The following is a 15,548-nucleotide window of genomic DNA, read 5'->3' as shown; positions in this document are numbered from 1 at the left end:
GATATAAAAGAGAGGATTGATGAGTAACGTAAAGCAACTTCCTATTCAATTACAAAAACTTGGCTTAGAGCGCTTCGAACAATTATATCCACAGCAAAGTAATGAAAGCGAAGTTATACGATTACTCGCCTTGAGCGACTTTGCTTGGCGTTGTTTGGAATCACAACCAACGTTAAAAGACTGGCTATTATGCAAAGACGAAATACAAAATAGAGTAATAGATTCTCCTTTTAAAAACCTTAATTTAGCTGACATTGATGAAGTGCAGTGCCATAAAGTACTTCGCCAATATCGCGAAAAATACTGGCTTAAAGTCGCCTTTTTAGATTTATGCTGTAAAAACCCCATTGCAGATAGCATTAATTACATAAGCCAACTGGCTGATATGCTGATTAATAGCGCTAACCAATGGGCGCATGCACAGGTGGCTAAAGTAAATGGTGAGCCGCTTGATGAGCAAAACCAAGCAATGCCATTAATGGTTTTAGGGATGGGGAAGCTCGGCGGGCAAGAGCTAAATTACTCCTCTGATATTGATCTTATTTTTGCATATCCGCGCAGTATAAAAACTCAAGGTGGCCGCAGAAGCCTTGAGGCCCAAGTATTTTATACCAAAGTTGCACAAAAGCTCATTGCATCACTTAACCAAGCCACCGGTGACGGACAAGTATTTAGAGTTGATATGCGCTTGCGCCCGTTTGGCGAAAGTGGTCCTTTGGTTATGAGCTTTAACGCTATTGAAGATTACTACCAAGAGCAAGGGCGCGATTGGGAGCGCTACGCAATGTTAAAAGGGCGCTTAATTGGTACGCCTAATAAATATTGGGATGAATTTATTAAGCTTTTAAAGCCGTTTGTTTATCGCCGGTATATTGATTTTTCGGTAATTGAATCCTTGCGTAAAATGAAGCTAATGATTGCACAAGAAGTCCGCCGAAAGCGCTTAACTAATAATATAAAGCTCGGTGCGGGTGGCATACGTGAAGTTGAGTTTATAGTGCAAGCCCTGCAAATGGTACGAGGTGGTCGAGAGGCTAATTTACAAACTCAATCATTACTTAAAGCATTAAATGAGTTGGCACTCAACCAAGTTATTGATGAGCAAGAAGCAAGCGAACTTAAGCGCAATTATCTTTATTTACGAAAAGTTGAGCAGTACTTACAAATATTTGACGATCAGCAAACACAAACACTTCCCGATGATGAATTAAATAAACAGCGTTTAAATTTATTATTAGAACAAGCCGATTTTGATGCCACTTTAAGCACTATTGAAAAGGTGATGAAGCAAGTTAACGGTGAGTTTGCGCTTGTTATTGGCGAGGAAACTGCGCCACTAGATACCTGTGAAGGCGCATTTATTAGTGCTTGGGATCATGGCGATGTGAGCTTTTTAAAAGAAGCTAGAGATGAATGGCAAACACCCCTTAACGATTTTAAATTAAGGTTGTCTAAGGTAAACATAGGTAACCGAGGGCGTGAAACTCTTGATAAATTAATGCCTGTTTTATTAAGTCAGTTAAATGACTTTAATGCCAGCGCAGCTGCTTTTACAATGGTTTGCCAAATTTTTAATAAGATAATTTCACGTACTGCTTATTTAGAATTGCTATACGAAAACCAAGGTGCATTAAAGCAACTTGTTTTACTTTGTTGTCATAGCAAATGGATAGGCGAGCATATTTCTCGCTACCCAATATTGCTTGATGAGCTAATAGATCCGGCGGTTCTTTATAAACCGACACCATTAACGGCTTATAAAGATGAAATAAGACAGTATTTTTTACGAATAGAGCATGACGATTTAGAACTACAAATGGAGTCGCTTAGGCAGTTTAAGCAAACTCATCAATTACGAATTGCTGCCGCCGATGCAACCGGTGTTCTTGATGTAATGAAAGTAAGTGATCACTTAACAGTACTCGCTGAAGCGATAGTTGACCAAGCTGTTAATATTGCATGGCATAACACTGTTAAGCGTTTTGGTATGCCTCCTGGCACTGATGACGAAAACAAAGGCTTTGCTGTTATTGCATATGGTAAAACAGGTGGCTTAGAAGTAGGGTACGACTCAGATCTAGATTTGGTGTTTGTGCATAATCATGATGGCTCAAGCCAAACCAATGGTGAAAAGCCGATAGATTCTCGGCAGTTTTATTTAAAGCTCGCTCAGCGCTTAATGCATTTGTTTAATACTCGTACTGCTTCAGGTATTTTGTATGAGCTCGATACGCGATTACGCCCTGAAGGTGCATCAGGTTTACTTGCTATCAATTTAGAGAGCTTTAATCACTATCAGCAAACTCAAGCATGGACGTGGGAACATCAAGCACTTGTGCGGGCTCGGTTAATTTTGGGCCAAGACGATCTGATAGATCGTTTTTCACAAATCCGTAAAAATATTCTTTGCCAAAAACGCGACGATGCCGTATTAAAAGCTGATGTGATAAAAATGCGCGAAAAAATGCGCGACCATCTAGCGAAAGGAAATACTGAGCAATTTGATTTAAAACAAGATGTTGGTGGTATGGCTGATATTGAGTTTATTACGCAATACTTAGTGCTTAAACACGCTAATGAATTTGAGCAACTTACCGTTTATTCAGATAACGTAAGAATATTAACGGATGCAGCAAATATAGGCTGTATAACTAAAGAGCAAAAGCAGCAATTGATCAAAGCGTATATTGGTTATCGCTCGTGTTATCACGTGCTGAGCTTGGATCAAAAAGGAAAATTGATCTCGCGAGAAACGTTCTTACAAGATATTACCAATGTAACAAATATTTGGAATAGTATTTTTGAACTGAACTGAACTGAACTGTAAAACCCAAGCGCTAGCTTGGGTTTTGTATATTCAAACCGATAAACAGTTAAACTTTTAGTTTTAAACAGTTTGTACGTACAAATTCTGAGGGTAACTCTGTAATAACAGCCGCTCTTTGTTTGTGGCAAAAGTAAGTGTAAACCTCATGCTCAAAGTCGTCATTTATAGCACGACCAATTTGATAAAGTGCAGAAGTAAAGTTGCTATCTACTCTAAAATGATCTTTAACTACGTAGTCTTTACTTAAATACCAGTAAAGCTCAATACCTTCATTTTTTGCGTATTTATTGAGTACGTTTTTAAGTGTTGTGCCATTTTCAAAGCGCCTCGGTTCAACTTTTCCAGTCCAACTTGTAGGCATAGGATCAACTGTTCTTGCGCGTTCAACCAATACTCTATCTAATGTTTGTTCTGGTGTTTTAAGCTTTAAAACAAATTGATCTCGTTCTTTATTACTTTTTACTTGGTTACGAATAGAAGAGTAAAAGCGTGATAGCCCTTCGGCAGCTGCATTTTTAGATTTTTTTATATCAAATACAGAACCATCACTCAATAAAAAGTATACGGCGAGTGCAATTAAAACAGCTGCAAATGATAAATGCCTAATCCAAAACCACATGGTTATTATCCACCTTATTTGTCCCTGTTATTGTTATACCATTACTTTTTATAAAAAGAAGGGGTATTTTTATCAGGTCGAGTTTTAAAGCGACGGTGCAGCCACATGTATTGTTCAGGAGCTGCATTTATACATAGCTCTACGCGTTGATTAACGCGTATTACATCAGCTTTATCATCACCACTTGGGAAGTTTTCAAGCTCAGGTACTACCTCTAAATGGTACTTACCATTTTCGTCACGGCGCGAGGTTAAACTCATAGTTTCGCAGTTTTTACTGCCTGCAAACATAAGAGTACCTGTTGTTGTTGCAGTGTCAGGTACTGCGTAAAATGGGACAAATTCACAGCGGTTACGGCCGTAATCTTGATCGGGTAAGTAATAACATACCTTTTTATTTTTTAATGCTTTTAGTAAACCTTTTACATCTTTTCGACCGATTAAATATTCGTTAGAGCGAAGGCGCCCATTAGTCGTAAAGTATTCCATTAGTGGGTTGTTATGAGGGCGATAAAAGCCAATACCCTGACACTCTAAGCCCATAATACGGCTAGCCATTTCAAGATGCAGAATATGAGGGACAAGCAATAAAACACCTTTACCAGACGCTTGTACGCGTTCAAAGTGCTCAAGCCCTTTAAAAGACCCTAATGCTTTTTGTGCTCGCCACTGTGGCCACCACCAGGCCATGCCAGTCTCAACCATTGCAATACCGGTGTTTTCCATATTTTTGAGTACAAGGTCTTTTTGATCTGCTTCGCTCATATCAGGAAAACACAGTTTTATGTTTACTTCTGCAATATGACGGCGGCGTTTCATAAACTTATGAACTAAGCGGCCAAGTTGTTTACCCATCGCCAACTGTAGTTTTTGTGGCAACCAAGAAATTAAATATAAAAATAGAACGCCAACCCACGTTAACCAGTATCGAGGGCCTAAAAAAGATGCTTTAAAAGGAGATGAAGTGACCACAAAAATCTCTCTGAGAATAAAAACGATAGTTTAACGCTAAGCGCTGTAAAATACAAAAAGCCAGCATTTAGCTGGCTTTCAATGTGTTCATAGTACACGAGTAATGATATTTAAGCGGCTTTTAAACCTTGGTTTATAGCCACTAAATCTTCACTTGTTAGTGTACCCGCCGCTTGTTTTAAGCGAAGGGTAGATAACACATAACGGTAACGTACATCAGCAAGGTTACGCTTTGCATCGTATAAGTTTTGCGTACTTACTAGTACGTCAACAATGGTACGAGTACCTACTTCAAAACCAGCTTCAGTTGCTTTAAGCGCACTTTGAGCTGAAACAACGGCTTGCTCTAGCGCTTTGTATGTAGCAATGTCTGAAACAACTTGGTTATAAGATGTAATCACTGTGCGAGTGACTGCACGGTAATTTGTTTCATAGTCTTGGCTAGCACCTACGTAAAACGCACGGGCCTGATTTGTTGCAGCAACTGTTGCACCACCTGAATATAAAGGTACGCTAAAGTTAAGCCCTACGGTACTTGAGTCTGAACGCGGCTGGTCACCAAAGTTTGTACCATTAATTTCGCGATCCGTTAGTGAGTCGCCGTAACTAGCACTTAGAGTTAGTTTTGGATAATGACCCGCTTTTGCTAATTCAATTTGATCTTTTGCAATATCAACTGTTACTTTAGACACTTGCAGGTTGATATTTTTATCTTCAGCTACTTTAACAAAGTCGCTTGAGCGCTTAGTTGGTTTAGTTGTTGAGAAAGTATCTGTATTTAAAAAGTCTAATTTTTCGTGGTACTTACCAGTAATCTCACGAAGTTGCTCGCGTGCTGTTTCTACAGCATTACCAGCAATAATTTCTTGAGCTACTGAGTTATCAAACTGGGCTTGCGCTTCATGTACGTCTGTAATGGCTGTTAAGCCTACCGCATAACGTTGTTTGGTTTGCTCAAGTTGACGTTCAATGGCACGTTTTTCAGCTTCAACAAATTCCAGGTTATCGCTGGCACTTAATACGTTAAAATAACCTTCAGCAACGCGTACAATTAGGTTTTGTTTAGCTGCATCGTATAGGCCGCTTGCTTGTAGAGCTTGTTTATCAGCAATATCTAACGTATTCCACGCACCTAAATCAAATAACGTTTGGCTTAAACTTACACCGCGAGTGAATTGGTCGGTGTCACTTTCAACTTTTACTTGATTAGATAAGTCGCCAACGCTTTGGTACGACGTTGAGTCACTTTTTTCATAACCCATAGTCAAACCAATTTGAGGTAGTAGTGCACTCATCGCCAAATCGCTTTGGTAAGACTGCGCATCAGCTTGGGCTTTGGCTTTTAAAACAGTAGGATCGTTAGCTGTCGCTATTTCAAAAACTTGTAGTAAATCTTCAGCTTTCACTGCTGTTGCACCTAGTGCGCATGATAAACTAACTAGCGCCGCAAGAATGTTCTTTTTCATGTGGGGTTCGGTCCTTAGACAATTTTTGTACTAAAAGCATGTTAACCTGTTTTACTCCATAACAAAAAAAATAATTAGTAAAACAGTATGTTCAAGTGTAACAGAATATATTAACGCATTTTAAAGCTTTAGATAAGTAGGAAGTAGGTACATGGTTGATAAAAAACTCGTTCAATTTACCCATAAAGATGTAGATTTAAAGCCAATAAAAAACCTTTATAAAGGTTTTTTTCAGGTTGATTTATACCAGTTTGAACATGCTCTTTTCGCAGGTGGAAAATCTAAAGTAATTAGCCGAGAAATATTAGAACGTGGCGATGCCATTGCAGTACTCCCTTACGACCCAATTTCAGATACTGTTCTTTTAATTGAGCAAATACGTATTGGCGCTATTAAAAGCAAGCATTCGCCTTGGCTACTAGAGTGTATAGCTGGAATGACAGACGGCAGTACCGATTACGAATCAGTTGTAAAAAAAGAAGCGCATGAAGAAGCTGGGCTTGAATTAACTGAACTTGAATTTATGCTTTCATACCTATCAAGCCCTGGAGGTACAACTGAGCGCTTACATTTATATTTAGCGCGTACTGACTTAAGCCAAGTGAAATCAGGTGTATATGGTCTTGAAACTGAAGGGGAGGATATAAAAACTCACATTCTATCGGTTGATGATGCGCTAATGCGCCTCAATAACGGTGAAATGGATAATGCGGCAACGGTTATTTGTATGCAGTGGCTTGCGCTTAATCGCGAAAAAATGGCAAGCAAATGGGCATAAATTTCACCCAAACTTTTACTGAAACTATTACTTAAATTATGGCGGTACTTTGACAGCACGATTAGCAACAAAGCGATATATTCAAAGCCTCCCAAAGTACTTAACACTTTGTGAGCATAACTATGTGCGACTATTAAAGTTGTTACCGAGCGAGCGCAATATAGGAAGCATTCGAGAAGTAAAACTTGGCAATAGTGAATTTGCTACAAAAATTGATGGCAGCGCAAAATACACCATAGATATTTCAATTAAGCAGCTAACAGGAATGGTTAAAGGGATTATGCCGCTGTATTTAACGGTGCGTTTGTATCACGATGCCAAAGTGGCTGAAATTGTTCATCACGATTACCATCAACGCATAAAACCATCTTATGGATACCCTAACCCTAAAATGCATCAAAAAGATGAAAAGTATCAACTTAATGCTTTTTTATACGACTGGTTAGTAGCCTGTGTAGAGCACGGACAAGCGACATTAAATTGGGATGTAAATAATGGCTTGGTTTGATGATACGTATACATTTGATAAATCATCTTTGTGCATTGCGCATATTACCGACAGCCATTTATTTGCAGACAAAAGCGGTGAGTACTTTAGTGTAAATACCGCTGCTCATTTTGAACAAGCCTTAGCGCACATCGCTGAGCAGCCAATAGACTGCATTATTTTTGGTGGTGACTTAACACAAGACCATAGCTTTGAATCGTACCTACTATTTAGTGAACTTATAAATGCCAGTGACATAACTTGCCCTGTATTTTGGGTGCCAGGTAATCATGATGAACTAGCAATGCTTAATCGTATAAGTGGTGGGCAAATAAATTCGGCTAAACATATTATTGCTAATGGGATTGAGTTACTTCTAGTTAATTCGAAAGGACCTACGCCCGCAGGATGGGTTACTGGTGCGCATTTGGATGAAATAACGGACGCTTTAGTCGATTCAAATAATAGTAAAATTATATTTTGTCATCATAATCCGCTGCCAATAAATGGCTACCTAGATAAACACTTATTAGAAAATGGCCCACAGCTTTTAAATATTTTAGTAAACAGTAACAACGTATCTGCGCTTTTTCATGGCCATGTACACAATGATTACCAGCAACGTTTTAGAGGGTTGCCAATATATGCAACGCCAGCCAGCTCAATACAGTTTGTAAAGCACACTTTAGAGTGGGAGCAAAAAAATGCGGGACCAGCTTACAGAACGCTAAATATAAAGAGTAAAAAAGATAAAGTAGAAGTAAAAACGGAAGTAGTATGGCTAAACGCGTAATTTATATTCATGGCTTTAATAGTTCACAAAAATCATATAAAGCTGTGCGCTTTGGTGAGCTTATGGCAAACTATGACGTTGATTATTGTGTACCGAACTTAAACCACGAGCCCCTACAAGCTATAATTGAGCTTGAACAATTACTAACGCCAAATACCGTTTTATTAGGTAGCTCGTTAGGTGGTTTTTTTGCCACGTATTTATCGCAGCGTTATCAAATTCCTGCAGTGGTTATTAATCCCGCGGTCGCACCCTATAATTTATTACAGTCGTTACTTGGACCTAATTATAATCCGTATCAATATTATCATTACGACTTAAATAACAGTCACATTGAGGCACTTAAATTACTCGCTGTAGATAAATTAGCATACCCTGAATTGCTGTACTTATTACAGCAAACAGGCGATGAAGTGTTGAACTTTCAACACGCAGTAAAATATTATTCGCAATGCAAGCAATTGATAGAATTTGGTGGCGATCATAGCTACGTTGAATTTGAACGCACCTTTGCAAGTATTGTAGATTTTCTTAAAATCACGTAAAACTAGTTAGCCTGAACTGAGGTTAGTTACTATATTAACGCTTTAGCGCATATAACAATAAAACTAGTAAAACGTATTAGAGCCTTAGCGGATATAAAGACAAAAACTATGAGTGATCAAAATTATAACGCCGAAGCCATTGAAGTACTTAATGGATTAGATCCGGTAAAACGACGCCCAGGGATGTACACAGATACAACACGTCCCAATCATTTAGGCCAAGAGGTTATCGATAACAGTGTCGATGAAGCTATGGCGGGTCATGCTACTCGTATCGACGTAATACTCCACGAAGACAATTCGCTTGAAGTAAGTGATGACGGGCGTGGTATGCCTATTGATATTCACCCAGAAGAAGGTATCCCAGGGGTTGAATTGATCTTCACTAAATTACACGCCGGTGGTAAGTTTTCTAATAAAAACTACCAATTTTCGGGTGGTTTGCACGGAGTAGGTATTTCGGTAGTAAATGCGTTATCTACGCGTGTAGAAGTAACAGTACGACGTGATGCTCAACAATACAGAATGGCATTTGAAAGCGGCGATAAAGTAGAAGACTTAAACGTAATTGGTACAGTCGGTAAGCGTAACACCGGTACTACGGTTCGTTTTTGGGCTGATGTTAGCTACTTTGATTCACCAAACTACTCAATTACCAAGCTTAATCATTTATTAAAAGCCAAAGCCGTTTTGTGCCCAGGACTGCGAATTAAGTTTGTTAATAAGCAAACAAAAGAAACCCAAGAATGGTTTTATGAAACAGGCTTAAAAGACTATTTAGTTGAAGCAATTAAAGGTTTTGAAACATTACCGCAAGACCCGTTTGTTGGCGAATTTAAAAGTTCAATTGAAGGCGCTGACTGGGCTGTTGTATGGCTACCAGAAGGTGGTGAATCAATAGCTGAAAGCTACGTAAACCTTATTCCTACCGCGCAAGGTGGTACGCATGTAAATGGTTTACGCCAAGGTTTGCTTGAAGCAATGCGTGAATTTTGTGAGTTTAGAAACTTACTCCCTCGTGGTGTGAAATTAACTCCTGATGACATTTGGGATCGTTGTAGTTACGTGTTATCGGTTAAAATGCAAGACCCTCAATTTGCCGGTCAAACAAAAGAAAAACTATCATCACGCTCGTGTTCTGCGTTTGTATCGGGGGTTGTAAAAGACTCGTTTAGTTTATGGTTGAATGAACATACTGATACCGCAGAATTATTAGCTGAGTTATGTATTTCAAATGCACAAACTCGCTTGCGTGCAGCTAAAAAAGTAGTGCGTAAACGTGTTACTGCCGGTCCTGCTTTACCGGGTAAACTTACCGATTGTAGCGCTGCTGATAACGACCGTACCGAATTGTTTTTAGTGGAAGGTGATTCTGCTGGTGGCTCTGCTAAACAAGCAAGAGACCGTGAATTTCAGGCTATCATGCCGCTACGTGGTAAAATTTTGAATACCTGGGAAGTTGAGTCAGGCCAAATACTAGCATCACAAGAAGTACACGATATTTCAGTGGCGCTGGGTATTGATCCAGAATCAACCGATATGTCGGCATTACGCTACAATAAAATTTGTATATTGGCCGATGCTGACTCGGATGGACTACACATCGCAACACTATTATGTGCACTGTTTGTTCGCCATTTCCCAGAGTTAGTAAAAACAGGGCATGTGTATGTAGCAATGCCGCCATTATTTAGAATCGATATTGGTAAAGAAGTTTATTACGCACTTGATGAGCAAGAAAAAACCGCTATTTTGGCGCGCATAGAAGCCGAGAAAAAACGCGGAAAAGTAAACGTACAACGATTCAAAGGTCTGGGTGAAATGAACCCGTTACAACTGCGCGAAACCACGATGGATCCAAATACACGACGTTTAGTGCAGCTTACGCTTGATGAAGAAGTAGAAACCATGGAAATGATGGATATGCTGCTTGCTAAGAAACGATCGCCTGATCGTCGTCAATGGTTAGAAGATCATGGTAACAAGGCACTCGTTTAATTACCTGTGCTTAACACTAGGAGAGGCGAATGAAAAAACTACTAGGAAGTTTGCTGTTACTTGGGCTGACTACCGCTCCTGTAATGGCGAAAAATATACTCGATAAGCTCACAGTCGCACCGGGATTTGAAATAAGCTTATTTGCAAATGATGTAGAAAATGCACGTCAAATAGCCGTTTCAAAAAAAGGTATTGTGTATGTTGGCTCTCGCAAAGCGGGCAACGTATATGCGCTTATTGATCATAATAGCGATGGCGTAGCAGATAAAAAAATTGTTGTGGCTAAAGGCCTAAATATGCCCTCTGGCATAGCAATTAAAGATGGCGATTTATACGTAGGTGAAGTGCATCGTATTATTCGCTTTAAAAATATTGATACCCAATTAAAAGATCCAAAATTTGATGTGGTTTATGACGCATTACCGAGCGAGCGTCATCATGGTTGGAAATTTTTACGTTTTGCACCAACGGGCGAGCTAATCATTCCGGTGGGTGTACCGTGTAATATTTGTGCTGAGGATGAACGTTTTGGTCGTATTTTTGCGCTTAATGTAGAAACAAAACAAATAAAAACAATAGCCAAGGGCGTTAGAAACACCGTCGGTTTTGATTTTCATCCAGCTACTCAAGCTTTATGGTTTAGTGATAACGGTCGCGACATGATGGGCGATGATATTCCGCCTGATGAGTTAAACCGTGCAACGCAAGAAGGTGAGCATTTTGGTTTTCCGTATGTTCATGCCGGTGCCATTATTGATCCAGAATTTGGGGAAGGTAAAAATATTGCCGATTACACGTCGCCAGCACTTGCACTTCCTGCGCATGTAGCACCGCTTGGCATTCATTTTTACAACGGTAAGCAATTTCCAGCAAGTTATAAGCAACAGTTATTTGTTGCTGAGCATGGCTCATGGAACCGTTCTAAAAAGTCAGGTTATAAAGTAGGGCTAGCAACAATTGAAGTAGGTCGCGTAACTAAATATACGCCATTTATTACTGGCTTTATGAAAGATGAAACAACATTTGGACGCCCTGTTGCATTTGCAGAATTAGGTGACGGCAGTCTGTTAGTAAGCGATGATTACGCCAATGTAATCTACCGTGTAAGCTATAAGAAAAACTAGGTAAGCTTTAATGAGTGATACAGATACCTTGCTAATGCAAGGAATTGAGCAACAAACAATGGGGCGTTTTACCGAAGACGCCTATTTAAATTATTCCATGTACGTAATCATGGATCGTGCCCTACCGCATGTAGGTGACGGCCTAAAGCCAGTACAGCGTCGTATTATTTATGCGATGAGCGAACTGGGTTTATCGGCTAACGCTAAGTACAAAAAATCAGCCCGTACCGTGGGTGATGTACTCGGTAAATACCATCCACATGGCGACAGCGCATGTTACGAAGCAATGGTATTAATGGCGCAGCCGTTTTCTTATCGCTACCCATTGGTAGACGGGCAAGGAAACTGGGGCGCGGCAGATGACCCTAAATCGTTTGCAGCAATGCGTTATACCGAAGCGCGTTTATCTAAGTTTTCAGAAGTACTATTAAAAGAGCTTGGCCAAGGCACCGTAGATTGGACACCAAACTTTGATGGCACGATGGACGAACCTGTTGTACTGCCTTCTCGTTTACCGCATATTTTACTAAACGGTATAACGGGTATTGCCGTAGGTATGGCAACCGATATTCCGCCACATAACGTACGTGAAGTGGCTAGTGCATGTTGTTTATTACTTGATAAACCAAAAACAGAGCTTGAAGAATTACTTGAGCTTGTACATGCACCAGATTACCCAACAGATGCTGAAATAATTACCCCAAAAGCCGATATTCATAAAATATATAAAACCGGTCGTGGGTCTATCAAAATGCGTGCGGTTTATACCGAAGAGCATGGTGATATTGTTATTACAGCGCTGCCGCATCAATGTTCTGGTGGTAAAGTACTTGAGCAAATTGCAGCGCAAATGAACGCTAAAAAATTACCAATGATTGCCGATTTACGTGACGAGTCAGATCACGAAAATCCAACGCGCATTGTAATTATTCCGCGCTCAAACCGCATTAAAGCTGAGCCATTAATGGCTCACTTATTTGCAACTACTGATTTAGAAAAAAACTACCGCGTAAACTTAAACATGCTAGGCCTCGATGGCCGCCCGCAAGTTAAAGATTTACGCTGTATTTTAAGTGAGTGGCTAATATTTAGACGCGAAACAGTGCGTCGTCGTTTGCAGTATCGTTTAGATAAAGTATTAGCGCGTCTACATATTTTAGAGGGTTTATTAGCCGCCTTTTTAAATATTGATGAAGTGATTGAGATAATTCGCAGCGAAGATAAACCAAAGCCTGTATTAATGGAGCGCTTTGATTTAACTGATACACAAGCAGAAGCAATTTTAGAATTAAAACTTCGTCATTTAGCCAAGCTTGAAGAGTTTAAAATTCGTGGTGAGCAAGACGAACTGGCCAAAGAGCGTGATAAATTAGCGCAAATATTAGGCTCAGAACGTCGTATGTCGACACTGCTTAAAAAAGAAATTCAAGAAGCCGCTGAAATGTACGGTGACGATCGTCGCTCGCCAGTGATTGAGCGCTCAGAAGCAAAAGCGCTTAACGAAAAAGATTTAATTCCATCAGAGTCAGTTACTGTTGTGCTATCAGATAAAGGTTGGGCACGCGTTGGTAAAGGTCATGACTTAGATGTACAAGGCTTAAATTATCGCTCAGGTGACGGCTTTAGAGCCTCTGCTCGTGGTAAGAGTAATCAACCTGCGGTATTTTTAGATTCAGCGGGGCGGGCGTTTGCAACTGATGCGCACAGTCTACCTTCGGCGCGTAGCCAAGGGGAGCCAATGACAGGTCGTTTTAACTTAACACCAGGCGCTAATTTTGAGCACGTGGTAATGAGTGAAGACGAGCAAGTATTGCTTATGGCGTCAGATGCAGGTTACGGCTTTATTACCGACTTTAAAGACTTAGTGAGTAAAAACAAAAATGGTAAAGCGTTGGTAAGTGTCCCCAAAGGTGGCATATTACTTTCTCCTATTAGAGTGAACGATGTTGCTAGCGATTACTGTATGGCTATTTCTAACGAAGGTCGAATGCTTTTATTTCCGCTACGTGACTTACCAAAATTAGGTAAGGGTAAAGGCAATAAAATAATTTCCATTCCGGGTGCTAAAGTACAAGCCCGCGAAGAGTTTGTAAAAGTGCTTGCTGTTGTGCCACAAGGAAGCAGTGTTACGCTTCATGCTGGCAAACGTAAACTAACACTTAAACCAAGCGATTTAGAGCATTATCATGGTGAACGAGGGCGTAGGGGTAATAAACTACCGCGTGGCTTACAACGTGTTGACGAAGCTGTTGTGGAGTTAACACCTCAAGATGATGAGCCTGTAGAAGTAATTAATGAAGAATAATTGATTACTTTTATATGATTAAAAACGGTCTGCATTTGCAGGCCGTTTTTGTTTTAAAACCATTTTAAAGCAATATTAAAACAAGCAGCTTAAATATTTCAGCGTACACTTGTGCGCTATTGACTCGTTTGTGTCACAAAATAACGCTATAATAATCATAATTGATTTTTGGAGAAGCCCATTTGCTAGCTGTTATACGCGTTTTTATTATGCTGCTGTTTATATTATTCAGTTGTATTTTTGGTTTATTACTTTCAATTGTAAGGCCATTTCATCCTAATAATGTACATATTATAGCGGGTTGGTTTGGCTCAATGGCTAAAATGATTGGCGTTAAATTAGTTTTAACACGTCATCAAGATGCCGTTGATCCTGGTCCTGCGGTTTATGTTGCTAATCATCAAAATAGCTACGACTTATTTACAGTGCCAGCCATGGTGCCAAAAAACTGCGTTAGTTTAGGTAAGAAGAGCTTAAAGTGGATCCCATTTTTTGGTCAGCTTTATTGGTTGTCGGGTAATATATTAATAGACAGATCGAATCGCTCTAAAGCGGCAGGAACTATTTCAAAAGCAGCCGAAAAAATTAAAAATAATGGCTTATCTGTATGGATGTTTCCAGAAGGCACACGAAGCTATGGAAGAGGCCTACTACCATTTAAAACGGGCGCATTTCACACCGCAATGAGCGCAGATGTACCCATAATTCCGGTATGTATGAATACAACACATAAAACCATTAAGCTAAATCGTTGGGATAATGGTACAATTCACATCGAAATGTTAGCGCCTATACCGCTTGATAAAAACATTAGCGCGCGTGAGCATGCTAAAAGCGTGCATAGCATTATGGCTGCTAAAATAACTGAATTAGATGCTCAAGTGAGAGAAAAATAATGGAAAACTGGCGTGAAATAAGTGAAGACATCGTAAGTTCACTACTTGAAGATGGGTCAGACCCTGAAATACTTTATGAAGTAGAGCACCACTTTGTGTGTGAAGACTTTCCTAAGTTAGAGCAAGCTGCACTTGCTGCTTTTAAATTGGGTTACGATGTTGAAGAACCAGCAGAGCTTGAGCTTGAAGACGGTAACAAAATTTGGAGCTTTGACATTGTAGTTGAAGCTGAGCTAGACGTAGACGTTATTATGGAAGACGTTGATAAGTTAGCGCAACTAGCCGTTGAGTGCGAAGTTGAGTACGACGGCTGGGGCACTTACTTTCAAGAGTAATGTAACTAACGAGTGTTTAGATTAACTAATTTAAAAGCGAGTGTTGTAAAAACACTCGCTTTTTTGTGCCTATAATTAGGGGATGGGTTATTTATCGAGGTTAAATAATACCAATCTGCTTATATATGAGGTCTATTTAACGTTAAGAAAATTACGCTAGAACTAGGCAAAAATTTTTGTATCTAGTTGCTCTAAATAAAAAATTTTTAACGACGTTATAGTGCAATTTAATTCGTTAAATTGGTCAAAGATTTATGCAGGTTGGTATAAATATCCTGCTGCAAACTCAACCACCAAAGATCAACACGCCCTAGCTAGAGAGTAATAAGCCTAAATATTTTAGTGTTTTAATATGCTAGTAAATCTCCTAATTAAATCTCCAAATTAAAGCTCCGGTTAGTTAT

13 protein-coding genes are annotated in these 15,548 nt (G+C 39.6%); 10 read left to right on the top strand and 3 right to left on the bottom strand.

Features of this window, described 5'->3' with window-relative positions:
• Nucleotides 1–19 precede the first annotated feature (19 nt).
• On the top strand, nucleotides 20–2,815 hold the full coding sequence (glnE, locus tag I6F53_RS07700; protein WP_197239088.1) for a bifunctional [glutamate--ammonia ligase]-adenylyl-L-tyrosine phosphorylase/[glutamate--ammonia-ligase] adenylyltransferase: 2,796 nt from the start codon (nucleotides 20–22) through the stop codon (nucleotides 2,813–2,815).
• Nucleotides 2,816–2,873: 58 nt separating this feature from the next.
• On the opposite strand, the gene I6F53_RS07695 is transcribed toward glnE, so the two are convergent.
• The 3 genes from I6F53_RS07695 to tolC all read right to left on the bottom strand — a co-directional run bounded on the left by I6F53_RS07695 (nucleotide 2,874) and on the right by tolC (nucleotide 5,883).
• Entirely contained in the window at nucleotides 2,874–3,446 is a 573-nt protein-coding gene (locus tag I6F53_RS07695; RefSeq protein ID WP_197239087.1) for a toxin co-regulated pilus biosynthesis Q family protein, read from the bottom strand.
• Between the two features lie 41 nt (nucleotides 3,447–3,487).
• Entirely contained in the window at nucleotides 3,488–4,417 is a 930-nt protein-coding gene (lpxL, locus tag I6F53_RS07690; RefSeq protein WP_197239086.1) for an LpxL/LpxP family Kdo(2)-lipid IV(A) lauroyl/palmitoleoyl acyltransferase, read from the bottom strand.
• A gap of 110 nt (nucleotides 4,418–4,527) precedes the next feature.
• Nucleotides 4,528–5,883, bottom strand: coding sequence for an outer membrane channel protein TolC (gene tolC / locus I6F53_RS07685; RefSeq protein ID WP_197239085.1), 1,356 nt, complete (start codon nucleotides 5,881–5,883; stop codon nucleotides 4,528–4,530).
• A gap of 151 nt (nucleotides 5,884–6,034) precedes the next feature.
• Between tolC and I6F53_RS07680 the strand changes: the two genes are divergently transcribed.
• The 9 genes from I6F53_RS07680 (at nucleotide 6,035) to rraB (ending at nucleotide 15,144) form a co-directional block, all read left to right on the top strand.
• Entirely contained in the window at nucleotides 6,035–6,661 is a 627-nt protein-coding gene (locus I6F53_RS07680; protein ID WP_166419720.1) for an NUDIX domain-containing protein, read from the top strand.
• A 49-nt stretch (nucleotides 6,662–6,710) separates the two neighbouring features.
• A complete protein-coding gene (locus tag I6F53_RS07675; protein ID WP_197239084.1) occupies nucleotides 6,711–7,169 on the top strand; it encodes a DUF1249 domain-containing protein in 459 nt (152 codons plus the stop codon).
• Nucleotides 7,156–7,941: a metallophosphoesterase gene (locus I6F53_RS07670; RefSeq protein WP_197239083.1), complete on the top strand. Its 786-nt coding sequence runs from the start codon at nucleotides 7,156–7,158 to the stop codon at nucleotides 7,939–7,941. Before I6F53_RS07675 ends, I6F53_RS07670 begins: the two co-directional genes overlap by 14 nt.
• Nucleotides 7,926–8,486, top strand: coding sequence for a YqiA/YcfP family alpha/beta fold hydrolase (locus I6F53_RS07665; protein WP_197239082.1), 561 nt, complete (start codon nucleotides 7,926–7,928; stop codon nucleotides 8,484–8,486). The genes I6F53_RS07670 and I6F53_RS07665 overlap by 16 nt, the downstream gene beginning before the upstream one ends.
• A gap of 108 nt (nucleotides 8,487–8,594) precedes the next feature.
• Nucleotides 8,595–10,484 carry a DNA topoisomerase IV subunit B gene (gene parE / locus I6F53_RS07660; protein WP_024590690.1) on the top strand — a complete coding sequence of 630 codons (1,890 nt, stop codon included), beginning with the start codon at nucleotides 8,595–8,597 and terminating at the stop codon, nucleotides 10,482–10,484.
• A gap of 29 nt (nucleotides 10,485–10,513) precedes the next feature.
• Complete coding sequence (locus I6F53_RS07655) at nucleotides 10,514–11,608, top strand: PQQ-dependent sugar dehydrogenase (protein ID WP_121954961.1); 1,095 nt, start codon at nucleotides 10,514–10,516, stop codon at nucleotides 11,606–11,608.
• A 10-nt stretch (nucleotides 11,609–11,618) separates the two neighbouring features.
• The gene (gene parC / locus I6F53_RS07650) at nucleotides 11,619–13,913 is read left to right on the top strand and encodes a DNA topoisomerase IV subunit A (protein WP_197119792.1); all 2,295 of its coding nucleotides are present in this window, start codon (nucleotides 11,619–11,621) and stop codon (nucleotides 13,911–13,913) included.
• 182 nt (nucleotides 13,914–14,095) lie between these two features.
• Nucleotides 14,096–14,809: a 1-acylglycerol-3-phosphate O-acyltransferase gene (locus I6F53_RS07645; RefSeq protein WP_197239081.1), complete on the top strand. Its 714-nt coding sequence runs from the start codon at nucleotides 14,096–14,098 to the stop codon at nucleotides 14,807–14,809.
• Nucleotides 14,809–15,144, top strand: coding sequence for a ribonuclease E inhibitor RraB (gene rraB / locus I6F53_RS07640; protein WP_007585369.1), 336 nt, complete (start codon nucleotides 14,809–14,811; stop codon nucleotides 15,142–15,144). The genes I6F53_RS07645 and rraB overlap by 1 nt, the downstream gene beginning before the upstream one ends.
• Nucleotides 15,145–15,548: the final 404 nt, after the last annotated feature.

This window comes from Pseudoalteromonas sp. SWN29 (assembly GCF_015864465.1).
Lineage (GTDB): Bacteria > Pseudomonadota > Gammaproteobacteria > Enterobacterales > Alteromonadaceae > Pseudoalteromonas.
The sequence above is the reverse complement of the archived record's forward strand: the minus strand, read 5'-3'. Positions and strand labels throughout refer to the sequence as shown.

Coding starts and splice junctions, on each gene's coding strand:
- I6F53_RS07680 (WP_166419720.1), top strand. CDS start 6,035: ATGGTTGATAAAAAACTCGTTCAATTTACCCATAAAGATGTAGATTTA.
- I6F53_RS07655 (WP_121954961.1), top strand. CDS start 10,514: ATGAAAAAACTACTAGGAAGTTTGCTGTTACTTGGGCTGACTACCGCT.
- I6F53_RS07695 (WP_197239087.1), bottom strand. CDS start 3,446: ATGTGGTTTTGGATTAGGCATTTATCATTTGCAGCTGTTTTAATTGCA.
- glnE (WP_197239088.1), top strand. CDS start 20: ATGAGTAACGTAAAGCAACTTCCTATTCAATTACAAAAACTTGGCTTA.
- parE (WP_024590690.1), top strand. CDS start 8,595: ATGAGTGATCAAAATTATAACGCCGAAGCCATTGAAGTACTTAATGGA.
- rraB (WP_007585369.1), top strand. CDS start 14,809: ATGGAAAACTGGCGTGAAATAAGTGAAGACATCGTAAGTTCACTACTT.
- parC (WP_197119792.1), top strand. CDS start 11,619: ATGAGTGATACAGATACCTTGCTAATGCAAGGAATTGAGCAACAAACA.
- I6F53_RS07665 (WP_197239082.1), top strand. CDS start 7,926: ATGGCTAAACGCGTAATTTATATTCATGGCTTTAATAGTTCACAAAAA.
- tolC (WP_197239085.1), bottom strand. CDS start 5,883: ATGAAAAAGAACATTCTTGCGGCGCTAGTTAGTTTATCATGCGCACTA.
- I6F53_RS07670 (WP_197239083.1), top strand. CDS start 7,156: ATGGCTTGGTTTGATGATACGTATACATTTGATAAATCATCTTTGTGC.